Here is a 20288-nt window from a genome sequence, read left to right as displayed (position 1 = left end):
GGCGACGTCGCTCAGCGGGCGGTCGTCCGTGCATCCGGCGGCGGCGTGGAGTACGCGGCCAGGAACTCGGTGAGCATCTTCGCGGTGACCGGCCGGGGGAGGGACTCGATCGCGGCGATCACCGCGGGCATGTCCAGGGCGGCCGCGGTGGCGGACGGATCGGTGTGCGGGTCGATTCCGGCCCCGACCAGCGCCGCTTCGATCGCCTTCGAGGGCAGGGCCAGTGCATCGGCGACGGTCACCGCGCCCGAGTCGAAGGCCTCGGCCAGGGTGCGCAGCGCCTCGGGCGCCTCGGCCGGCGGCAGCCCGCGCGCGGCCTCCGCGCCGGCGTGCAGCGCGGCCACCAGCTCGTCGACGACGGCCGCGGTGACCGGGGTGAACGTGAGATGCGTGCTCGGCGGCAGGAGGGTGCCGTCGGACTGCCGGTAGCCGGGCTGCACCTGCAGGGTGAAGCCGTGCTCGGCCACCGCCGTCGACCAGCGATGCGGATCGATCGGCGACGACGACGCCGGATCGGCGATCACCGCCAGCACCGGCCCGGCCGGATCGCCGAGCACCCGCAGCCCGTCGATGTCGTCGAGAGTGCGGCGGACCGCCGCCGACGCCGCGGCGACGCGTTCGACGAGGGCGCGATAGCCGTCGTCGCCGAGGTGTTCGGTGATGGCCCAGGCGCCGGCGAGTCCGGCCGCCGAACGTGAGCCCAGCAGGGTGGGATTGACCACCGGATACCCCGGCCAGTCGGTGTCGGCGAAGAATCCCGCCCGATGCCGCTCCCGGCTGCTGTGCAGGATCACCGATGCGCCCTTGGGGGCGTAGCCGTACTTGTGGAAGTCCGCCGAGATACTGCTGACCCCGGGCACCCGGAAGTCCCAGGCCGGCAGCGTCTCCGGCCACCACGGCAGCGCGAAGCCGCCCAGGCAGGCGTCCACGTGCAGGGCGATACCGGCGGCGGCCGCGACCTCGGCGACCTGCGCCACCGGATCGAGCGCCCCGGTGGGGTAGTTGGGCGCCGAGACCACCACCAGGAAGGTGTCGTCGTCCAGGGCGGCGGCCACATCCTCCGGGCGCACCCGGGTCGTGTCCGGATCCACCGGCACCCGCACCGCCCGCACGCCCAGCAGGTGGGCGGCCTTGTCGAAGGCGGCGTGGGCGGTCGAGGCCAGCACCACCGAGCCGGTGCCCGGCGGGGCGGCGGCATGATCGCGGGCGGCGAGCACCGCGAGCAGGCAGCTCTCAGTACCTCCCGAGGTGATGCTGCCGACCGCATCCGAGCCGTGGAAGACGGTGCGGCAGAAGGCGATCAGCTCGCGTTCCATCGCGGCGACCGAGCCGAACACGGTCGGATCCAGGCCGTTGACCGGCTGGACCAGGGCGGCGGCCGCGGCGGCGAGCTCGTCGATCTCGGTGAGCCCGGAGTCGTAGACGTAACTGAGGATGCGGCCGCCGTGGGTGGGCGCATCGGTGGCCCGGAGCCGGCGCAGCCGCGCCAGCACCTCGTCGGTGCTGCGGGCGGGATTCACTGGGGACGTTCCTCTCGATAGCGGTGCAGGATCACCAGACTCAGCAGAGTCAGGGCGGCCGGCAGCAGGGAGAAGCCGCCGGCGATCCCGGCCAGGGCGGTGCCGGACTGCTCGGCGGTCTCGTCGGCGTCGGAGGAGACGAATCCGGTCGCGGCCAGCACCAGCAGATACAGGCCGGGGCCGAGCGCCAGCCCGAGGGTCTCGCCCGCAGTCCACAGCCCGGACAGCGCCCCGCCCTGATCGCGCCCGGTGGCCGCGGACTGCTCGTCGATCACATCGGGCAGCATGGCCAGCGGGAAGGTCTGCATACCGGCGTAGCCGACGCCGCAGACCGCGACGGCCGCGAACACCCACGGACCCGGTGCGGTGATGGCGATGCCCAGCGCCGCCGAGGCGGCCAGGAACAGCGCACCCGCCGCGGCGAGGCCGCGCTGTTTGCCGAATCGCCGGCCGAACCGGACCCAGAGCGGCATCACCAGCAGGGCCGGTGCCACCAGGGCGACGAAGAGCGGGGTGAGGGCGCCGGAGTCGTCGAGGACGTAGGTCGCCAGATACTGCGCACCGGCCAGCATGACCGCCGAGGCCAGCGCCTGAATCACATAGACAGACAGCAGGATGCGGTAGTGCCGGTTGGTGCGCAGCGCGTCGAAGCCGTCCCGGGTGCGATGCTCGGCGGCCGCGCCGGAGCTGCGGCCGGTGGTGCTCCGGTCAGCGGCGGGCCGGGCCGCCCAGGTGATGGCAGCCGCCATTCCCGCACCGATCACGGCGGCCACCACCACCGCCATCACCGCGTAGCCCACCGCACCGCCGCCGAAACCGTCGCGGATGGCCGGCGCCCCGGCGCCGACCACCAGGATCGTCAGTGCCAGGACCGCGATGCGCAGCGAGATCAGCCGGGTGCGCTCGTCGTAGTCGGCGGTCAGGTCGGCGGGCAGCGCGATGTAGGGCACCTGGAAGCAGGCGTAGGCGGCGGCGGTGAGTGAGAACAGGATCAGTACCCAGAGGGCCCCGACCGCCGGCGAGCCGGACACCGGGGCGCAGAACGTGAGGATGAACAGCGGCACGATGGCCCCGCAGCCGAGCCACATCAGGCCGGTGCGCCGCCCGTCGCGGGCCAGTGCGCGATCGCTGCGCGCGCCGATGAGCGGATTGATCACCACGTCAACGGCTTTCGGGATCACCATCACCACTGCCGCGAGCAGCGCACCGACGCCGAGGGTGTCGGTGAGGTAGTAGGCCAGGACCAGGCCGGGCAGAACCCCGAAGCCGCCGGTGCCCACGCTGCCGGCGGCATAGCCCGCCAGCACGCCCCGGGGCAGGCGCGCTTGCAGAGCCTGGGTCACGGTGGTCTCCTCTCCGGCGCTGGCGTCACCTTAACGCCGGGCCGCACCGGTTGCGCCGCAATGCGCGGGCTGGGCGCATGCTGCGCCGAAGTCGCCCCATCGGCCGCGCGTGGTGATTACGGTCGGGGGATGGCACCGAGCATCGAGGACCGATTGGCCGCGCTCGAGTCGATCGAGCAGATCACCGCACTCAAACACCGCTATTGGCGGGCCTGCGATGCCAAGGACCCGGAGACCTTCGCCGACTGCTTCATCGCCGACGGGGCGCAGATCGACTACGGACCGCTCGGCGTCTTCGACGACGCGGCCGGGCTGGTGGACGTGTTCCGCAGGTTCGGCTGTGCCCGGGTGGACGGGCGGTTCGCGGTGCTCGACCTGCACCACGGCGGCCAGCCGGAGATCGAACTGCTCGGCCCGGGCCGCGCGGCCGGCCGCTGGACTCTGCAGTTCCGTCAGCTCAATACGGTGGCCCGCACCGAAACGCTGGCCACCGGTGTCTACGACGACCGCTACCTGCTGTGCGCCGACGGGCACTGGCGGATGTCGGTGTGCCGCTTCGTGCAGCGCTGGTCGCACACCCGCCCGCTCGGCGACGACGAGACCGTCGTCGAGGGCGTGTTTCCCGATCCCGGGCGGTGATGCGGTTCTCGGGGGCAGCCGAATCACCACGGATACGCTATCTTCAACAGTTGTAGAAAAACCGGAGGGGATCCGGTGCACCCGCCGACCCGAGGAGAGCGATGTCGGACCGATTGGCCATCGATGTAGAGGGCCTGGACAAGTACTTCGGGAAGTTTCAGGCGCTCAACGGGGTGAACCTGCAGGTGCCGCGCGGTCAGGTGCACGGCTTTCTCGGGCCGAACGGCGCCGGGAAGTCCACCACCATCCGGGTGCTGCTGGGATTGCTGCACGCCGATGCCGGCCGGGTCCGGCTGCTCGGCGGCGACCCCTGGCGCGACGTGGTGGAGTTGCACCGCCGGCTCGCGTACGTGCCCGGCGACGTCTCCCTCTGGCCGTCGATGACCGGCGGCGAGGCGATCGATCTGCTCGGCTCGCTCCGCGGGGGTCTGGACGAGACCCGGCGCGCGGACCTGGTCGAGCGTTTCGAACTCGACACCACCAAGCGCGGTCGCCAGTACTCCAAGGGCAACCGGCAGAAGGTGGCGATCGTCGCCGCGCTGGCCTCGAACGTGGATCTGCTCATTCTCGACGAGCCCACCTCGGGACTCGACCCGCTGATGGAACAGGTCTTCCAGGAGGCCGTCGCCGAGGCCGTCGCCCGGGGCACCGGTGTGCTGCTGTCGAGCCACATCATGAGTGAGGTCGAGGCGCTGGCCGACAGGGTCAGCATCATCCGTGACGGCACCATTGTGGAGACCGGCACTCTCGCCGAGATCCGCGGCCATGCGCGCAACACCGTTCACGTGACCCTCGAGAACGTCGACGGACTGGAGTCGGTGCCGGTCCTGCACGATCTCGAGGTGTCCGGCAGCCAGGTCCACGCCACCGTCGACGGCGACCACATCGGTGAGGCCGTGGCCGCGCTCACCCAGCGCGGCATCAGCGCCCTGACCATCGAGCCGCCGTCGCTGGAGAGTCTGTTCCTGCGGCTCTACGACGACGAACCGGAGGAACAGCAGGAGGCCGCGAACGGTTCGAAGGCGGGCAACCGGTGACCGCGTCCGCGCCCGCGACGCACCGGGCCCGGCCGGCCTCCAGCGTCACCGGTACCGGCTCGCTGCTGCGGGTCTCGCTGCGCGCCGAGATCCGCTCGCTGGCGCCGTGGATGGTGGTGCCGACGATCCTCACCCTCACCTCGGTGCTCGGCTTCGAATTGCTGGGCCGCACCGAACAGGAACGGCAAGCGCTGAACCAGACCATCGCGGGGAATCCGGCACTGGGACTGATCTTCGGCCCGGCTGGCGACGTCAGCACCCTCGACGGCTTCAACGCCTGGCGCGGCATGGCCATCGGCGGCTTCGTCGTGGCCCTCGGCGCCATCCTCGTCGTCGTGAAAGCCACTCGGGCGCAGGAGGATTCCGGGCAGGCCGAGTTCCTCGCCGCAGGCGTGATGGGCCGCAACGCGCGGCTGCTCACCGCACTGGCGATGTGCGGCATCATGTCGCTGGTCGCCGGCGTGCTGTCCGGGGTGATCACCGCCTTCTGCGGGGTCGGCTGGGAGTCGTCACTGCTTCTCGGGGCCGGCTTCACCGCCACCGGCTGGCTCTTCGGGGCGCTCGCCGGGGTGACGGCGCAACTGGCCGGCGACGCCCGGGCGGCCAGCAGTGCCGCGATCGGCGCACTGGGCGTGTTCTTCATCTTGCGGGGCTTCTTCTACGCGGTGGATGTGCCGGGATGGCTCGTCTGGATCAACCCGCTGTGCTGGGTGCAGGAGACGCATCCGGCCGAAGGCGGCCGCTGGTGGCCGTTGGCGCTGGTGGTGGTGCTCGCCGTGGTGCTCGCCGGGGCGGCCTTCGCCGCCCAATCGGCCCGGGACTTCGGGCAGGGGATCTTCGCGACCCCGCCGGGACCCGACCGCGGCCGGGTGCACACGCCGCTGGGGCTGATGGTCCGGCTGAACCGGTCCCCGCTGGTCTACTGGGCGCTGGCCTTCGCCGGGCTCGGCGTGGTCTTCGGCTACTTCATCCGCTCCATGCGCGAGATCCTCGAAGGCAATCCGTTCATGGCGCAGCTCTTCGCTCACGGCGCCAGTTCGCCGGAGGCGCTCTCGGCCACCTTCGTCGCCACCATCGCCTCGCTGGTGGGCATCATCGTGTCGATTCCCGGAGTGCAGACGGTCAACCGGATCCGCACCGAGGAACTCGAGGATCACGCCGAGCCGGTGCTGGCCGGGGCGGTGACTCGGTCCCGGTACTTCGGGGCGGGAATGCTGGTGGCCCTGGGGGCTCCGGTGCTGTACGTGCTGATCGCGGGCTCGGTGATGGGTCTGTTCGGCATGTCCGCCGGCATCGGATTGAGCTTCGCCGACGTGCTGCTGCAGACGCTGGCAGTGCTTCCCGCGGTATGGGCGGTCATCGGGGTGGCGGCGTTCATCGTCGGCGTGGTGCCGGTGGCGCGGGTGGCGAGCTGGCTCGGCGTGGTCGGCTCGCTGGCCCTCACGCTGCTCGGGCCGTCGCTGAAGCTGCCGAACTGGCTGCTCGGGTTCAGTCCCTTCTATCACGTGCCGCCGGTGGCGCTGGCCGACCCGGATCTGTGGGGTCTGCTGTGGGTGGGTGTGATCGCGGTGGGTCTGGTCGTCGGCGGCTTCGCCGGCTTCCGGCGGCGCGACATCCCTTGACACGGGGCAGAGTCGTGACGAATCACCGAACAACAGCGGCCGGGGGCGCATCGACGATCGAGCAGATCCGCAGTGGTTACGGGTCCAGGGCGGTCGAGTACACCGAGCTTTTCGGCTCGATCGAGGCGATGGCCGCCGACGATCGCAGGGTCATCGCCGAGTGGGCCGACACGGTGCGAGGGCCGGTGCTCGACGCGGGGAGCGGTCCAGGGCACTGGACGGCTTTCCTCGGTGACCGCGGCCTCGAGGCGGAGGGAGTCGACCTCGTCCCCGGATTCGTCGACGGGGCTGCCGCTCGCTTCCCGCATCTACGGTTCCAGGTCGCAGACCTCGCGGCGCTGCCCTTCGACGACAGTTCCTTCGGGGGTCTGTTGAGCTGGTACTCGGTGATCCACACCGAGCCGGAGCGCGTCCCGGTGATCATGGGGGAGTTCGCGCGGGTGCTGCGGCCCGGTGGCACGCTACTGCTCGGGTTCTTCGACGGTGCGCAGGTGGAGCCGTTCGATCACGTCGTCACCACCGCATGGTTCTGGCCGGTCGACGCGATGGCCGAGGAACTGGCCCGTGCGGGATTCGACGTTGTGCAGACCTATGCGCGAACCGACCCCGGCAGTCGCCCGCACGGCGCGATCTGTGCCCGTCGCATGGAAGTCCTCGGTTAGACCTCCCGACCCGTCCCCGCGCGCCGAGGGTGGGCGGGGGGTCAGCGCATCGCGGTGGGGGGGGGAGTACCAGATGACGGTTCGGTGAGCGCTCGCCGGCGTGCGGCGACGAGGCGATGCGGGTAATCGTATGACACAGAGTTGTGTGTAGATGTCATTCTCGGACGATCCCGTTTCCGTGCAGGGGGATGGCGGAATGAAACCGGACCGCGGTACGGTTATAGCCGTCATGAAGAAGATCGGATTCCTCTCGTTCGGCCACTGGTCCGACGGCCTCGGATCGCAGGCCCGCACCGCGGCCGATGTGCTCACTCAATCGGTGGAACTGGCGTTGGCCGCCGAAGAACTCGGCGTCGACGGCGCCTACTTCCGCGTGCACCACTTCGCGCGGCAGCTCGGCTCGCCGTTCCCACTGCTCGCCGCCATCGGTGCGCGGACCTCGACCATCGAGATCGGCACGGGTGTCATCGACATGCGGTAGCGCATGTCGCGGTTGCAACACTCGCCTTATCGGTCGCTCTCGCCGCCTTGCATGCGGTCGCGCAACGCCTCATCGATCTGTGTTGCCGCCGGTGCGCCGGCGAAACCGTTCTCAGCCACATAGACACGGCACGCCAGTGAGTGAACGAGTGTTGTCGGGAACAGGTCGATGCCGTCGACGAGAATCGTAGGCGAGCCTCCGAACCCAGTGTTCGCCGCTTCGGCCTCGGTCCCGATCGTCACCAGCTCGACAGGCACGGCCCCGAGTCCGAGAGCGTCCAGCGCTGCCCGTGCGTTGGCTTCGGCGATTCCCGTGTTCGGGCAGTCGGCGATGTGCAGCAGTTCCACCTTCATGAAGCTTCTTCCGTTCGTTCACCCTCAGCTGTCGTGCGAGGGGTCTGCGTGAGGAGGTTCAGACATACCAGGCCGACACCGGCGACGACGAAGACGTCGGCGACGTTCCCGACGAACAGGTCGCCGTAGGCGAGGAAGTCCGTGACGTGCCCCTGCCCGAACGCGGGCGAGTTCACGAGCCGGTCGACGAGGTTGCCGACCGCGCCGCCGAGGACCAGCCCCAGCGCGACGCCCCACCGCGCCCCGCGCATCCGTGCGGCAAACACGACCACCGCCACGGCGGCGAGGAGGCCGCTGATCGTGAAGATCCAGGTGGCCCCGGAACCGATCGAGAACGCGGCTCCGGGGTTGTAGACCAGCGACAGCCCGAACAGGTCGCCGACCAGCGGGATCCGCTCGCCCTGGGTCAGCTGCGCCGCGGCGAGGACCTTCGAGCCTTGATCGATCGCCAGAGCGAGCGCCGCGACGACGAGGGCGACGACGAGCGCCTGCCTGCTCCTCGTGGATGCCCCGCCCGTCGACTCGACGACAACGGCGTCCTGCGCAGTCACGCGGCGCTCTTCCGGGTCCGGGCAGCCCGCAGGCCGTTGAGGATCACGACGACCTCGGCGATCTCGTGCACGAGCACCACGGCCGCGAGCCCCAGGACGCCGAAGAGGGCGAGCGGGAGCAGGGCGGTGATGATCAGCAGCGAAAGGATGATGTTCTGGTTGATGATGTGCCGTCCGCGGCGGGCGTGGTCGAACGCACGCGGCAGCAGGCGCAGGTCGTGGCCGGTGAACGCGACGTCGGCGGACTCAATCGCGGCATCCGAGCCGGTCGCGCCCATCGCGATGCCGATGTCGGCAGCGGCGAGGGCGGGAGCGTCGTTGATGCCGTCGCCGATCATCGCCACAGCCCCCTTCTCGCCGAGTTCTGCGATCGCGGCGGCCTTGTCCTCCGGGCGCAGCTCGGCACGCACGTCGCCGATCCCGGCTTGGGCGGCGAGGGCGCGGGCGGTGCGAGCATTGTCGCCGGTGAGCATGGTGACCCCGATGCCCTGTGCGGCGAGGGTGCGGACGACCTCGGGGACCTCGGGACGCAGCTCGTCGCGGACGCCAATCGCGGCGACCGGCGTGCCGTCGCGGTGCACGATCACGACCGTCATGCCCTGCTCCTCCAGCCCAGCAACCTGCTCGCCGAGCGTCCCGGCGTCGAGCCAGCGCGGGCTGCCGACCGTGATCCGCGCACCGTCGAGGGTTCCCTCGATGCCGTGCCCGGCCTGCTCGGTCACACCGTCAGCCGCGGGGGCCCCGGGGGCCGCGGCGGTGATCGCGGCCGCAAGGGGGTGGGTGCTGTGCTGCTCGAGCGCGGCGGCCCAGGCCAGCGCCTGCTTCTCGGTCACGCCCTCGGCGGTGAGGACGGCGGTGACGGCGGGCTCGTTGCGGGTCAGGGTGCCGGTCTTGTCGACGGCGACGTGGCGGATCACGCCGAACCGTTCGAACACGGCCCCGGACTTGATGATCACGCCGAACTTGCTCGCCGACCCGATCGCGGCCACCACGGTCAGCGGAACCGAGATCGCCAGCGCGCAGGGAGATGCCGCCACGAGCACGACGAGGGCGCGGGTGATCCACAGCTCCGGGTCGCCGAGCAGCGACCCGATGATCGCGACGAGGGCGGCGAGGATCAGCACGCCCGGGACGAGGGGCCGGGCGATGCGGTCGGCGAGGCGGGCGCGGTCGCCCTTCTCTGCCTGCGCCTTCTCCACCAGGTCGACGATCGTGGTCAGCGAGTTGTCGGTGCCCGCCGCGGTCGTCTCGACCTCGAGCGCCCCAGCGGTGTTGATCGCGCCCGCGGAGACAGTGTCGCCGGGTTCGACTTCGACCGGGATCGACTCGCCAGTGATCGCGGACGTATCCAGGCTGGAGCGTCCCGTGCGGACGATGCCGTCGGTCGCGATCCGCTCACCCGGCCGCACCAGCATCAGCTGACCGACAGCCAGGTCCTTCGCCGGGACCTCGACCGATGCTCCGTCGCGGCGGATGGTCGCGGTCTCCGGGACGAGCTTGAGCAGCGCCCGCAGCCCGCCGCGGGCACGGTCCATGGCCTTGTCCTCCAGCGCCTCAGCGATCGAGTACAGGAACGCCAGGGCGGCGGCCTCCTCGACATACCCGAGGATCACCGCGCCGACCGCGCTGATCGTCATCAGCAGGCCGATGCCGAGCTTGCCCTTGAACAGCTTCCGGATCGCGCCCGGGGTGAAGGTCGACGCGCCCAACAGCAGACCGATCCAGAACAGCACCAGCGCCGGGACCTCCAGCCCCGCCCACTCCAGCACCAGGCCGGTCAGGAACGCGACGCCGGAGAAGACCGGGACCATGATCCCGCGGTCCCGCCACCAGGGACGCGCCGCCTCCTCGGCTTCCTCTCCCGAAGTGGTCTCAGGCTCGTCGTGCTCGCAGCCGCACGCCGCGCTCACTCGCCCGCCCCCGTCCCGCAGCAACCCGGCACTGTGCACGAAGAGTCCACGCAGGGCGCGTGCTCGTCGACAGCGAGCGTCACGTCCACCAGTGCGGTGAGCGCCGCCGCCAGATGCGGGTCGGCGATCTCGTAGCGCGTCTGCCGCCCCTCCGGCTCGGCGACGACGATGCCGCAGTCGCGCAGACAGGTCAGGTGGTTGGAGACGTTCGAGCGAGTCAGCTCCAGCTCGCGCGAGAGCACGGCCGGGTAGCTCGGGCCGTCGAGCAGGGTCATCAGAATCCGGGAGCGCGTCGGGTCCGCCATGGCCCGGCCGAGCCGGTTCATGACGTCGAGACGAGAAGCAACAGTCAGCATGCACTGAACTATACAGTGTTGGCTGACTTATTGTCGACTCGCCAGGGCTGCCGCACGCGCTCCGCGCGCTTGCCCTCGGGAACCCTGGTCGCCTACTTTCGCCAGCGCGGCCACTTCGGCAGCCCGCGGTCCTTCCAGGTCTCCACGAGGCCAGCGACCCAGCGGACGGACGCGAAGAGCCCGTAGCTGGCCCCGGCGAGGCCCACACCGACCACGAGCCACCGCCCGATTCCGAGCCATACGCTCCCGTCCACTTCCAGCGCCCACTGAGCGCCCGTGATGAGACCGGCGATACCCATCCAGAGCCCAGCGATGACCACGACCACCGGCAGGAGTGCGAGGCACATCGCGGCGGCAGCCGACCAGAGCTGACGGGTCTCCAGCTTCGCCGTGGCGGCGATGATCCGCTCGGCCCGCTCGTTCGACGCGTCGAGGTTTGCCGTCATCGTCGCCGAGGCCTCCCCGGTGACCTGCTCGACGGCCTTCTCGACCCGCTCCTCGGTGCGCTTCTCGATCCGCTGCACGGCTCCGCCGACCTGGCTCACGAGCTTCTGGTTCGCTGCGGCCTGCGCCTTGAGCCCCTCAATCGCCGAGGCCGTAGCCGCGTGATTCTTCTGCGCCTCCGCGACCAAGCTCCGCGACGCGGCGTTCAAGCTCTCGCCGTTGAGACTCCGCGCGAACTCGCCGAGCGTGCTCGCGATCTCGTTCTGCCTGCTCTCGATACTCGCGATCCTCGCGGACACGTCGCTGGAGGGCGAGGAGGTCGACGCCGGGGCCGCGATCCTCTCCAGCCGCCTCGTCGTCTCCTCGTCCATGACCTTCACGAACCCCGCGAGCTTCTTCTGCTGCTCGGCCAGCCGGTCGAGCCTCGCGTTCTGCGCCTCGACGGCGGTGAGGATCGAGGTCAACACCTCCATCGTCGCCGGACTGCCGAGCTGCTGCGGCGGCTGCTCGTGCGCGTTCTGCTGCTTCAGCCTGTCGAGCGCTGCGCTCATGTTCCTGCTCCTTCTGCTGCTGGTGGTAGTCGAAGAACGCGGCTGCGCCCTCCGGTGTGAAATCCGCCGAGAGCGCACTCGTGCGCTTGCGGCGCTCAGCGCGCCCGGACTCGCCGCGGCGGTCCTCGATGTAGAGCGTCCAGGTCTCCTGACCGGCGCGCTTGCCCTTCTTGCTGACTGGGCTGTGCAGGCGCATCCGCGGCACCCGCTCCCCGTCGCCGCCGAGCTGCTGGTTCTGCTCCGCGATCACCGCCTCAAGACCGGCCTTGTCCACCGACCGGGGATCGGCCAGGGCGGCGCTCATCCGGTCGCCCATCTCGCGGTCGAGACCGCCCTCGGCGAAGTCCTCGCGGCGCAGCTCCCAGTCCTTCGGGGCGTGCTCCAGCCGCTTCACGACCGAGAGGCCGTGATCGCGCATCAACTCGTCGTTCGCCGACTGCACGCCCCGCTGGTTCCCGGCTTTGCGGTCGTGGAACGTGCGGTAATCCGAGAGGGCCTTTCCGGTCCGGTTGCTGTGATTGATCACGAGGATGTGGTTGTGCGGCTTCTTGCCCCGACCATCCACGTGGCTGACCACGAGGCAGTCCGAGTCCGGGTGCATCTTCTTCGCGAGCTGGTAGCCCAGATCGTTCACCCGCTGCACGTCCTCCGGGCTGCTCGAGTCGAACTCCTCGTCGCTGAACGACTGCCGGTAGTGCAGTGCCTCGACGTCGCGCTTCGTGTTCTGCGTGAGCGCGCGGGCGCGGGCCGAGAATGCGCCGGGGCCTCCCGGCACGTCGCACGTGATCGCGACCCCGCGCTCGTCCTCCTTGCCACGGATGTAGCGCTCCGTGTCTCCGGCGCTGGTGCTCGGGCTGTAGTGCGTGGTGCTCATGAGGCCGTCCGATCCCCGAGCAGGGTCCGGACCTCGCGCAGCAGCTCGATCAGCTCGGGCACCTCCGCCGACAGCGCGACCGCCTCGCCGGCCCGCGCGCGGCGGTCCAGGTCGTTGACGTTGATCGCCAGCGGGCGCACCTGCGCGGCAAGCTCCCGGGCGTCCGCCGAGGCCTGCACGCGCGCCTCGACGCCGAGCAGGTGCGCGGCCACGGCGGCGTCCAGCTCCTCGCTCCGGGAGGCGTGCAGAGCATCGCGCACGACGCTCCGCACCCAGGTGCTCGGAGCCAGCCCGAGCCGCTCCGCACGAGTGCGCAGCGCCCCGAGCGTGGCCTCATCGAAGCGCGTATCAAGCCGCCCGCCGCCCCCACGACGACGCTTCGCGCCGCCGTGACTCTGGCGCACAGCCTCCGCATCAGCCCGACCGGTTTTCACCTGGGAGTCGGCCTGCTGCTCCACCTGTACGCCAGAGTGGCAAGCAGTAGGCCTGTCGGACACATCGCTGACGCTCGTGTCCTCCAGCCGTGCTTGCGAGGGGGCTCCGCCCCCTTCGATCCCCTGGAAGAGCGGGTGCTGATCGGCGCTCATGCCGCACCTCCGATCAGCGCCAGCGGCACGTCCGGGCTGCGCACCGCGAGCCCGCTCAGCAGTTCGACAACCGCGCTCTCGGCGTCGTGCTCCGCGGAGGTCTCCGGACCGTAGGTGAGCTCGCGCGACGGAGCCACCTGCTGGTGGTACGAGTTGCCGTTGACGCCCGGCGTGTGCGCGGCCGCCGGAAGGCTGCACTGATGCCACTCGTAGGGCTCGATCTTCCCGATGTGCTGCACGAGGTAGCGGTTGATATCGTCGGCGCGGAACACCTTCACGACCGATGCCAGGCGACGGATGAACTGGTCCAGCGCCTCGTCCACGTTGCCCTTCTGGCGGGCGTAGAAGAAGAACTCGACCGGCTCGATGGTGGCCGTGATGACGATCAGTCGCGGAGCCACCTCGCCCTTGTTCTTGTAACGCGCCTTCGCCGGGGAGGCGTTGTACGGATCGAGCAGCAACAGCCAGTCGTTCGCATCCATCGCCGAAGCCCGCAGATCGTCGAGCAGCAGAACCTCCTCCCCGCGCCAGTCATCGAGCGGGTTGCCCGTCGCGGCCCGGTAGACCTGCCACCGCTCGCCGTTCGCGTTCGCCGCGTCAATCGCCGCCATGATGAAGTCCGTTGCGAACCGCGTCTTGCCGATCCCGGCATCCCCGTGGACGAACACCACATGCGTTGAGAAATCACCGGCGCGGAGCTTCGCTGCCGCCCGATACGCGCGGCGCTGACCATAGGCCGACAGTGCGTCGTCGATCTCCCGCTGATGCCGCGAGTAGATGTCGAACAGGCCATCGGTGAGCATGATCTGATCGCGCGTGATCTCGCCCTGGAGCACCCGCTCGCGCATGTCCTCGAAGTTCTCGGCGACGACCTTCTTCTTCACGTGGGCGCGGCCCTTGAGCCACGTCTCCCGGCGCAGGGCGTCGATGCCGAGGTAGTCCGGCCCGCGCACCGTGGCGACCTCCGAAGGGGCGTACTGGTGCTTGTCCGCGTACTTCACGTGCGTCAGGTACGACAGCATGTTGTCGAAGGCGTAGCGTCCGCGACCGGGCTTCTCGACGTACTGCGGCTCGACGCCGATGCCGAACGCGAGCCGATCCAGCGGCGCGCTCTTCGAACGACTGGCGAACTTGATCACCGCGTGCAGGTGATCCGGCTTCGGCTCGACCACGAGTGCCTTCTCCGTGTCGCTCCAGACCTCGCGCTCGTCCTTGTCGTGCACGATGCCGTAGGCCTCGACGACTTCGCAGCCGACCGCCTCGAGCCGCTGCACGATGTAGGTGAGGATCGGCCCGGCCCCCTGCTGGAGCAGCGCGGCCCCGTTCGCATCCTCGGCAGCCCAGGTCCAGTACGACGGATCGAGGTACTGCGTGAGTCCGATGCTCGTGGGGTTGTTCTCCTGCTTAGCCACGGCGACCACCGCCCGCGACATCGTAAGGAGCGTGCGGCGCCTTAAATGACCCCCTATTGACCCCCAAATGAGACCCCAAATGATCCCGCGAGGTCACGCGGCGGTGCGAGGGCGGAACCGGCTCCTGACCAGGCATGTTGGTGCATGGCGCGGCAATCGACAAGCCCTTGCCGCGCCCGTAGGAACGAATGAAGCTCCCGAAACTCTTGGAGTGCGGAACACGGCTTCCGGCGGTCATCACGACGACGGGCAGCCCGCCTCCGGCGGGTGCCAGGGCAGGCCCTCCGGGCGGGGTCAGGTCGGCGGACACGAGGGCGCTGGTGCAGTCGGTGGTGCTCATCGGGCACCGCCCTTGCGGTAGCGCTTGATGACGGCCTGATGCGTGACGCCGAGGGCATCGCCGATCCTCGCCCAGGTCACCCCATCGGCGCGGGCGTCGGCGACGGCGATCTCGACGGCTTCTTCCAGCACGGAGCGGAGCACGCCGAGGTCGTAGAGATGCGCTTCCGCGTCGGCGAGAGTGGGATCGCCCAGACGCCAGCGGAAGCCGTTCACGTGGTCGAAGGCAGCGGAGTTGGCGCTCATCAGCGACCACCACCCATCACGGCGGCGACGGCGGCGCGCTGGCGCGGGGTCAGCGGCGTGCTGGTCAGGCGCTCACCGGCACGACGACCGGCGGCGAGGGCAACGGCGATGACGGGATCGAGCCCATCAGCTTGCGAAACGGGGATCAGGTCCTGGTCGAGCCCAGGACGGTCCAGCGCGGAGGCGCGGGGAGCGTCGATAACGACAGACATCGGAAGTCCTCAAACATGAGTGTGCTTCCGGTTCCCCGCCACGGTAGTTGGGCTGTTTGACCGGCTACTCATCCGGGAGTAGAACCCGCGCTTCTAAGTCGCGGCCCCGGTGGGATCTTCTTGTCTGCAACCATTCTCCCATGACTCGACTCACCAGTCCACTGACGAGTCGACTCGCGTGTCAGTCGCGACGCGGCTCTATTCGAATGAGGTCGGGGTCGAACTTCACGTGACCCGGCGCGATGGGTTCGATGGTCACCGTTACCAGCTCGTCCACGAGCATCCGGCGGCGGTCCATGTCCAAGGCCTTCCACTTCGACTCGACGACCTCCCGGCGCTCCATGGTGCCGAGCGACTCGTCCACGTCCCCCAGCAGCTTCGCCGCCACCGACACCGAGCGGTCGAGTATCTCCGCGTCGATCTGGTCGATGCGGGCCTTTCCGCCCCTGATCGCCTCCGTGATCTCCAGGACGGGCTGGCGCACGTCCAGCAGCAGCGGGCTCAGCTCCTTGACGCGCTCGACCAGAGCGTTCCGCTCGGTCAGCAGCGCCTCGCGGTCCGGCCCGTCGTCCTCCTGCGGCATCACGAGGTCGTGCACGTCCACCGACGACAGGCGGGTGAGCACCGCCTCGGTGACCATCGCATCGACGGGCTCGCGCTGGCGGGTGAGGTGGAACTGCTCGCCGCAGCGGTACGTCGGCTGCTTGCGGCTGTTGGTCCCCGAGACGAGCGTCGCGCCGCACTTCCCGCACAGGCCAATCGTGGACAGGAGGTACTTCGGCTGGTTGCCCTGCCTCGCCGACCTCCGCACGTTGTCCTCCAGCTTTGCCACCGCGGCCCGCCACGTCTGCTCGCCAACGATGGGCGGGAACGCGTCGCCCTGCACCGGGTACAGCTCGCCCGAGGCGTAGTGCTTGATGTAGCCAGCGTAGAGCGGGTTCGCCAGCAGGTACCGCACGGCATCGACGGAGAACGCCGACCCGCGCGCGGTCAGATGACCGGCGCTGTTCAGGTCCTCGCGGATGCGACGGATCGACAGCGACGGCTCGCCGAGGAACGCATCGAAGGCCCGCCGTACGGCGTCGGCCTCCGCCTCGATCAGCTCACCCTCCCTCGTCCAGCCGAACGCCTTCCAGGAGGACGCCGGGATGCCCTCGGCGCGGCGGCGCTCGTTCGACCTGATCTGACGCTCCGCCTTGCGGCGCGCCTCGAACCGCGCGAGAGCGGCGAGCATCGTCGCCCGGAACTCGCCGTCCGCCGTCGAGAGGTCGATCTCGCCGTCCACGGTGACGACGCGCAGGCCGAGGTCGATCAGCGTGTTCAGGTCCTTCGTGCTGCGCAGGAGGCGGTCCATGTCCACGGCGACGACCATCGAGAACCTGCCCGCGCGGGCGTCGTCCAGCATCTCGGCCCACCGGGTGCCAGCGCGGCGCTTCTTCGTCGCCGACACAGCGTTGTCGTCGTAGACCTCGACGACCTCCCAGTCCTTGGCCTCGGCGAGAGCCCTGATCTTCCGCAACTGGGTCTCGACCGTCCACCGGTCGCCCTTGCGATCCATCGAGGCGCGGACGTACGCGGCGACCTCGTTCGTCTTCCTCAGCGATACCAGTTCAACCATGCAACCAAGCTTACGTGAACGAGTGTTGCAACCGCGATATAAGCTATGAGAACCCGCTGTACATGGCCGAGGACGCGGGCGCGGCCGACCTGCTCGCCGGCGGGCGCCTGCAACTGGGCATCTCCCGGGGATCACCCGAGCAGGTGGTCGACGGTTACAAGTACTTCGGCTACACCCCGGCCGAGGGCGAGACCGACGCCGACATGGCCCGCCGTCACTCCGAGGTCTTCCTGAAAGTGATTGAGGGGCAGGGCTTCGCGCAGCCCAATCCCCAGCCGATGTTCCCCAACCCGCCGGGTCTGCTGCGCGTGGAGCCCTACTCGGCCGGACTGCGCGAACGGATCTGGTGGGGCGCCGGCAGCCGGGCGACCGCCGAATGGACCGCACGGCAGGGGATGAACCTGATGAGTTCGACGCTGCTCACCGAGGACACCGGCGTGCCCTTCCATCAGCTGCAGGCCGAGCAGATCCAGCGCTTCCGCGACGAATGGCGGGCGCAGGGATTCGACCGCGAGCCGCGGGTCTCGGTGAGCCGCAGCATCTTCGCGCTCACCGACGACCGGGACCGGGCGTACTTCGGGCGCGACCGGCACAGCACTGACCAGGTGGGCCACATCGACGGCGGAGTGGCGCGGTTCGGCAAGAGCTACGCCGGTGAACCGGACGAGCTGATCGAGCAGTTGCGCGCCGACGAGGCGATCGCCGCGGCCGACACCGTGCTGCTGACCGTTCCCAATCAGCTCGGCGTGGACTACAACGTGCACGTCCTCGAGTCGATCCTCACCCACGTCGCCCCGGAACTGGGCTGGCGCTGACCGGGACAACGCTGACCGGGACAATGCCGACCGGGACGACGCTGACCGGGACGACGCTGACCGGGACGACGGAGCCCGGGAGTCACGGACTCCCCGGGCTCCGCGCGGTTCAGGCGACCTTCTGGTCGGCACCGTCGACGTCGACGATCAGCCCCGACGGATCGGCGATCAGACAGACCGGGCCGAGCCGGTCGGTGGCCTTCTCGATCACCTCGGTGACCTGATCGGGGTCGGCCGGATCGGCGATCACGGTCCACACTCGATCGCGGAGTGCTGCGTTCAGGTAGGGCGCCACCTCGTGGGCCCGCCGACCCAGCACGGCGATCGGGCGGTCGTCGGCGAGCAGAGTATCGATCAGGGTGTGGGACCGGTCTGTGCCGTCGCTGACGACGAGGACGGTTCCGGACAGTTGGCGGGGAAGCGTTGTGGTGGTCATGGCACCCAGTTCATCGCGCCGGGCTGCCGTGGCCATGTGCGCACCCTGTCAGTTCGCTGGCAACGGCGATAGCCTCGAGGTATGGGCAGATATCAGGAGTTGACGGCAGAGCAGGCCGGTGTCGCCGCGGGCGCGCCGTGGACGGTGGAAGACAGCGCCTTGGTCGCGCGCTTCGCGACCGGCACGATGACCGCCGGGCTGGAGTTCGTGGTCCGGATCGTCGGGGTGGCCGAGGAGGCCGACCATCACCCGGACATCGACTTCCAGTATCCCGTGGTCGGCCTGCGGCTCACCACACACGCCACCGGCGGTCTCACCGACGCCGACACCTCGCTGGCGCGGAAGATCAGCACCATCGCCGCCGAACTGGGCTTCGACCCCGCCTGAGTGCACCGAGCTGCGCAGGGCGGCCGAAAGGTGCCGCAACTTGTGACGCCAGGACCGTCACAAGGCTCGGCAGCCTGTGTGCGGACCGGGATGCGAGACGTCCCCGTCCTGCATGTGGGCAGAACGGGGACGTCTCGTCTCGGGGTGAGTGACGGGACTCGAACCCGCGACAGCCAGGATCACAACCTGGTGCTCTACCAACTGAACTACACTCACCATCGGCGTCGGCCACGATGTTCACACACCGTTTAACGAGCCGACGACCACTCTAGCCGGTCGGGGACCGGCATCGCCAATCGGATTACCGACCTGTGGTTCAGGCCGGCCCGAGCTCGTCGACGATCGCGGTGAGAGCCTGCGCATCCGGTCCAGGCTGCGCCACGAACGCCGCCTTGCGGTAGTAGCGGAGTTCCCGGATGGACTCGCGGATATCGGCCAGGGCGCGGTGGGCCATGCCCTTCTCCGGTTGGCCGAAGTAGATGGCCGGATACCAGCGCCGGCAGAGCTCTTTGATGGAGCTGACGTCCACCATCCGGTAGTGCAGGAAGGCGTCGAGTTCGGGCATGTCGCGGGCGATGAAGCCGCGGTCGGTGCCGATCGAGTTGCCGGCCAGCGGCACACCGCCACCGGGCACATACTCGCGCAGGTAGTCCAGCACCAGTTTCTCGGCTTCGGCGACGGTGACCGTCGACGCCCGGACCTCGTCGGTCAGTCCCGACTGAGCGTGCATCTTCACGACCACGTCGGGCATCGCGGCCAGCGCATCGTCGTCGGCGTGAATCACCACGTCCACGCCGTCGCCGAGCACATTGAGGTCGCTGTCGGTCACCAGAGCCGCGATCTCGATGAGCTTGTCGGTACCGGTGTTCAGGCCGGTCATCTCACAGTCGATCCAGACGAGTTTGTCTTCCACGACTTCCGACTCTAACGCCGGCCGGCTCGCGGACCGCTACTCGCCGTCCCCGAGCTTGGCGTAGAACCGTCCGACGATCGGCGCGACCACACCGCGCGGACTGTAGCCGCCGGCCACCGACATCGCCTTGGACAGCGCCCCCGGGACCACACGCATCTTGTTGCGCGCCAGAGCGTCCAGACTCATCGTGGCGACCCGGTCCGAAGAATGCCAGAGGAAGTCGGGCACGGCCTTGTCCACGACGGAGGCCTCCTCGGCGCTCGGCGTGGCGGTGCGCACCGGTCCCGGCGCGAGCAGCGTCACATGCACACCCGAACCGGACAGTTCGCCGCGCAGCGACTCACTGAACGTATTGACGAACGCCTTGGTGGCCGCATACGTCGCATTGTTGGGGATCGGCATGTTGCCGGCCGCCGAACCCACCATCAGAATGCCGCCCGCGCCGCGCCGGACCATCTGCGGCAGCACGGCCAGGGTCAGATCGTGTACCGCATTCACGTTCAGCAGCACCTGGGCGCGCTCGTAGCCGGGATCGAGTTCGGCGACCGGACCGAAGGTGGCGATTCCCGCGTTGTTGCACAGGATCGAGATCTCCCGGTCGGCGAGCTCGGCCGCCAGCGCCGCGGTGGCCTGCGCATCGGAGAGGTCGGTGGCGCGCACATCCACCTCGACGCGGCAGCGGGTGCGCAGCTCCACCGCCAGGTCTTCGAGGATCTCGGCTCGGCGGGCGACGAGGATCAGGTTGTGGCCGCGGCCGGCGAGCACGCGCGCGAGAGCCATACCGATGCCCGACGATGCGCCGGTGACGACGGCATGGCTGGTGGGGGACGGGGTGGGAAGTGCCATGGCTCGATCCTAGGCGGCGGCGGAGACCGGCGAGCTCGACGGTCGGCGGCGCTGTCCGCTGCGTCGTGGCAGAGCGCGGCGGCGGTGTGCCATCGGGCATGTGTGGCGGCGGCGCGAGACGGTGCTGCGTCGCC

At 69.6% G+C, this 20288-nt stretch carries 21 protein-coding genes, 1 tRNA gene and 2 pseudogenes; 7 read left to right on the top strand and 17 right to left on the bottom strand.

Going from position 1 to position 20288, the window contains the following annotated elements; all coding sequences use genetic code 11:
• Nucleotides 1-11: 11 nt before the first annotated feature.
• Both ACJMNC_RS02705 and ACJMNC_RS02700 read right to left on the bottom strand, forming a co-directional pair.
• Entirely contained in the window at nt 12-1520 is a 1509-nt protein-coding gene (locus ACJMNC_RS02705; RefSeq protein ID WP_408946381.1) for a pyridoxal phosphate-dependent decarboxylase family protein, read from the bottom strand.
• Nucleotides 1517-2863 carry an MFS transporter gene (locus ACJMNC_RS02700; protein ID WP_408946380.1) on the bottom strand — a complete coding sequence of 449 codons (1347 nt, stop codon included), beginning with the start codon at nt 2861-2863 and terminating at the stop codon, nt 1517-1519. The genes ACJMNC_RS02705 and ACJMNC_RS02700 overlap by 4 nt, the downstream gene beginning before the upstream one ends.
• Before the next feature lie 129 nt (nt 2864-2992).
• Here ACJMNC_RS02700 and ACJMNC_RS02695 point away from each other — a divergent pair, with 129 nt between their 5' ends.
• The 5 genes and pseudogenes from ACJMNC_RS02695 to ACJMNC_RS02675 form a co-directional block, all read left to right on the top strand.
• Complete coding sequence (locus ACJMNC_RS02695; RefSeq protein WP_408946379.1) at nt 2993-3502, top strand: nuclear transport factor 2 family protein; 510 nt, start codon at nt 2993-2995, stop codon at nt 3500-3502.
• Nucleotides 3503-3603: 101 nt separating this feature from the next.
• Nucleotides 3604-4539 (top strand): ATP-binding cassette domain-containing protein, encoded by a 936-nt coding sequence (locus tag ACJMNC_RS02690; RefSeq protein ID WP_408946378.1) that lies wholly within the window; start codon nt 3604-3606, stop codon nt 4537-4539.
• On the top strand, nt 4536-6161 hold the full coding sequence (locus tag ACJMNC_RS02685) for an ABC transporter permease (RefSeq protein WP_408946377.1): 1626 nt from the start codon (nt 4536-4538) through the stop codon (nt 6159-6161). The genes ACJMNC_RS02690 and ACJMNC_RS02685 overlap by 4 nt, the downstream gene beginning before the upstream one ends.
• 128 nt (nt 6162-6289) lie before the next feature.
• Nucleotides 6290-6823 carry a class I SAM-dependent methyltransferase gene (locus tag ACJMNC_RS02680; RefSeq protein ID WP_408946376.1) on the top strand — a complete coding sequence of 178 codons (534 nt, stop codon included), beginning with the start codon at nt 6290-6292 and terminating at the stop codon, nt 6821-6823.
• Nucleotides 6824-7052: 229 nt separating this feature from the next.
• Nucleotides 7053-7301 (top strand): annotated as a pseudogene (locus ACJMNC_RS02675) (LLM class flavin-dependent oxidoreductase); the annotation flags it as partial.
• 29 nt (nt 7302-7330) lie between these two features.
• Here the strand turns inward: ACJMNC_RS02675 and ACJMNC_RS02670 are convergent.
• The 11 genes from ACJMNC_RS02670 to ACJMNC_RS02620 all read right to left on the bottom strand — a co-directional run bounded on the left by ACJMNC_RS02670 (nt 7331) and on the right by ACJMNC_RS02620 (nt 16757).
• On the bottom strand, nt 7331-7657 hold the full coding sequence (locus ACJMNC_RS02670) for a hypothetical protein (RefSeq protein WP_077350327.1): 327 nt from the start codon (nt 7655-7657) through the stop codon (nt 7331-7333).
• Entirely contained in the window at nt 7654-8208 is a 555-nt protein-coding gene (gene lspA, locus ACJMNC_RS02665; protein ID WP_077350329.1) for a signal peptidase II, read from the bottom strand. Before lspA ends, ACJMNC_RS02670 begins: the two co-directional genes overlap by 4 nt.
• Nucleotides 8205-10118, bottom strand: a complete 1914-nt coding sequence (locus tag ACJMNC_RS02660; RefSeq protein WP_174718230.1) for a cation-translocating P-type ATPase — start codon at nt 10116-10118, stop codon at nt 8205-8207. Before ACJMNC_RS02660 ends, lspA begins: the two co-directional genes overlap by 4 nt.
• A complete protein-coding gene (locus ACJMNC_RS02655; protein ID WP_077350333.1) occupies nt 10115-10474 on the bottom strand; it encodes a helix-turn-helix transcriptional regulator in 360 nt (119 codons plus the stop codon). The genes ACJMNC_RS02660 and ACJMNC_RS02655 overlap by 4 nt, the downstream gene beginning before the upstream one ends.
• 92 nt (nt 10475-10566) lie before the next feature.
• Nucleotides 10567-11106, bottom strand: a complete 540-nt coding sequence (locus ACJMNC_RS02650) for a hypothetical protein (RefSeq protein WP_186349849.1) — start codon at nt 11104-11106, stop codon at nt 10567-10569.
• Nucleotides 11057-12343: a relaxase/mobilization nuclease domain-containing protein gene (locus ACJMNC_RS02645; protein WP_119030963.1), complete on the bottom strand. Its 1287-nt coding sequence runs from the start codon at nt 12341-12343 to the stop codon at nt 11057-11059. Before ACJMNC_RS02645 ends, ACJMNC_RS02650 begins: the two co-directional genes overlap by 50 nt.
• Nucleotides 12340-12930 carry a hypothetical protein gene (locus tag ACJMNC_RS02640; protein WP_408946375.1) on the bottom strand — a complete coding sequence of 197 codons (591 nt, stop codon included), beginning with the start codon at nt 12928-12930 and terminating at the stop codon, nt 12340-12342. Before ACJMNC_RS02640 ends, ACJMNC_RS02645 begins: the two co-directional genes overlap by 4 nt.
• Nucleotides 12927-14351, bottom strand: coding sequence for a Rep family protein (locus ACJMNC_RS02635; protein WP_077350339.1), 1425 nt, complete (start codon nt 14349-14351; stop codon nt 12927-12929). Before ACJMNC_RS02635 ends, ACJMNC_RS02640 begins: the two co-directional genes overlap by 4 nt.
• Before the next feature lie 327 nt (nt 14352-14678).
• Entirely contained in the window at nt 14679-14927 is a 249-nt protein-coding gene (locus tag ACJMNC_RS02630; RefSeq protein ID WP_077350343.1) for a hypothetical protein, read from the bottom strand.
• The gene (locus tag ACJMNC_RS02625; RefSeq protein ID WP_077350345.1) at nt 14927-15139 is read right to left on the bottom strand and encodes a hypothetical protein; all 213 of its coding nucleotides are present in this window, start codon (nt 15137-15139) and stop codon (nt 14927-14929) included. Before ACJMNC_RS02625 ends, ACJMNC_RS02630 begins: the two co-directional genes overlap by 1 nt.
• A 181-nt stretch (nt 15140-15320) precedes the next feature.
• Entirely contained in the window at nt 15321-16757 is a 1437-nt protein-coding gene (locus ACJMNC_RS02620; RefSeq protein ID WP_138572852.1) for a recombinase family protein, read from the bottom strand.
• Between the two features lie 35 nt (nt 16758-16792).
• Here ACJMNC_RS02620 and ACJMNC_RS02615 point away from each other — a divergent pair.
• Nucleotides 16793-17572, top strand: a pseudogene (locus ACJMNC_RS02615) (LLM class flavin-dependent oxidoreductase); the annotation flags it as partial.
• A 109-nt stretch (nt 17573-17681) separates the two neighbouring features.
• On the opposite strand, the gene ACJMNC_RS02610 reads toward ACJMNC_RS02615, so the two are convergent.
• Nucleotides 17682-18044: a hypothetical protein gene (locus ACJMNC_RS02610; RefSeq protein WP_408946374.1), complete on the bottom strand. Its 363-nt coding sequence runs from the start codon at nt 18042-18044 to the stop codon at nt 17682-17684.
• A gap of 45 nt (nt 18045-18089) precedes the next feature.
• Here ACJMNC_RS02610 and ACJMNC_RS02605 point away from each other — a divergent pair, with 45 nt between their 5' ends.
• Nucleotides 18090-18395: a 4a-hydroxytetrahydrobiopterin dehydratase gene (locus ACJMNC_RS02605; RefSeq protein WP_408946373.1), complete on the top strand. Its 306-nt coding sequence runs from the start codon at nt 18090-18092 to the stop codon at nt 18393-18395.
• Nucleotides 18396-18538: 143 nt separating this feature from the next.
• On the opposite strand, the gene ACJMNC_RS02600 is transcribed toward ACJMNC_RS02605, so the two are convergent.
• The 3 genes from ACJMNC_RS02600 to cmrA all read right to left on the bottom strand — a co-directional run bounded on the left by ACJMNC_RS02600 (nt 18539) and on the right by cmrA (nt 20154).
• Nucleotides 18539-18611, bottom strand: a tRNA-His gene (locus tag ACJMNC_RS02600).
• A 100-nt stretch (nt 18612-18711) separates the two neighbouring features.
• The gene (gene orn / locus ACJMNC_RS02595) at nt 18712-19308 is read right to left on the bottom strand and encodes an oligoribonuclease (protein ID WP_408946372.1); all 597 of its coding nucleotides are present in this window, start codon (nt 19306-19308) and stop codon (nt 18712-18714) included.
• Nucleotides 19309-19344: 36 nt separating this feature from the next.
• Nucleotides 19345-20154 (bottom strand): mycolate reductase, encoded by an 810-nt coding sequence (cmrA, locus tag ACJMNC_RS02590; RefSeq protein WP_408946371.1) that lies wholly within the window; start codon nt 20152-20154, stop codon nt 19345-19347.
• Nucleotides 20155-20288 lie beyond the last annotated feature (134 nt).

Source organism: Gordonia sp. VNK21, assembly GCF_046098115.1.
Taxonomy (GTDB): Bacteria; Actinomycetota; Actinomycetes; order Mycobacteriales; family Mycobacteriaceae; genus Gordonia.
The sequence above is the reverse complement of the archived record's forward strand: the minus strand, read 5'-3'. Positions and strand labels throughout refer to the sequence as shown.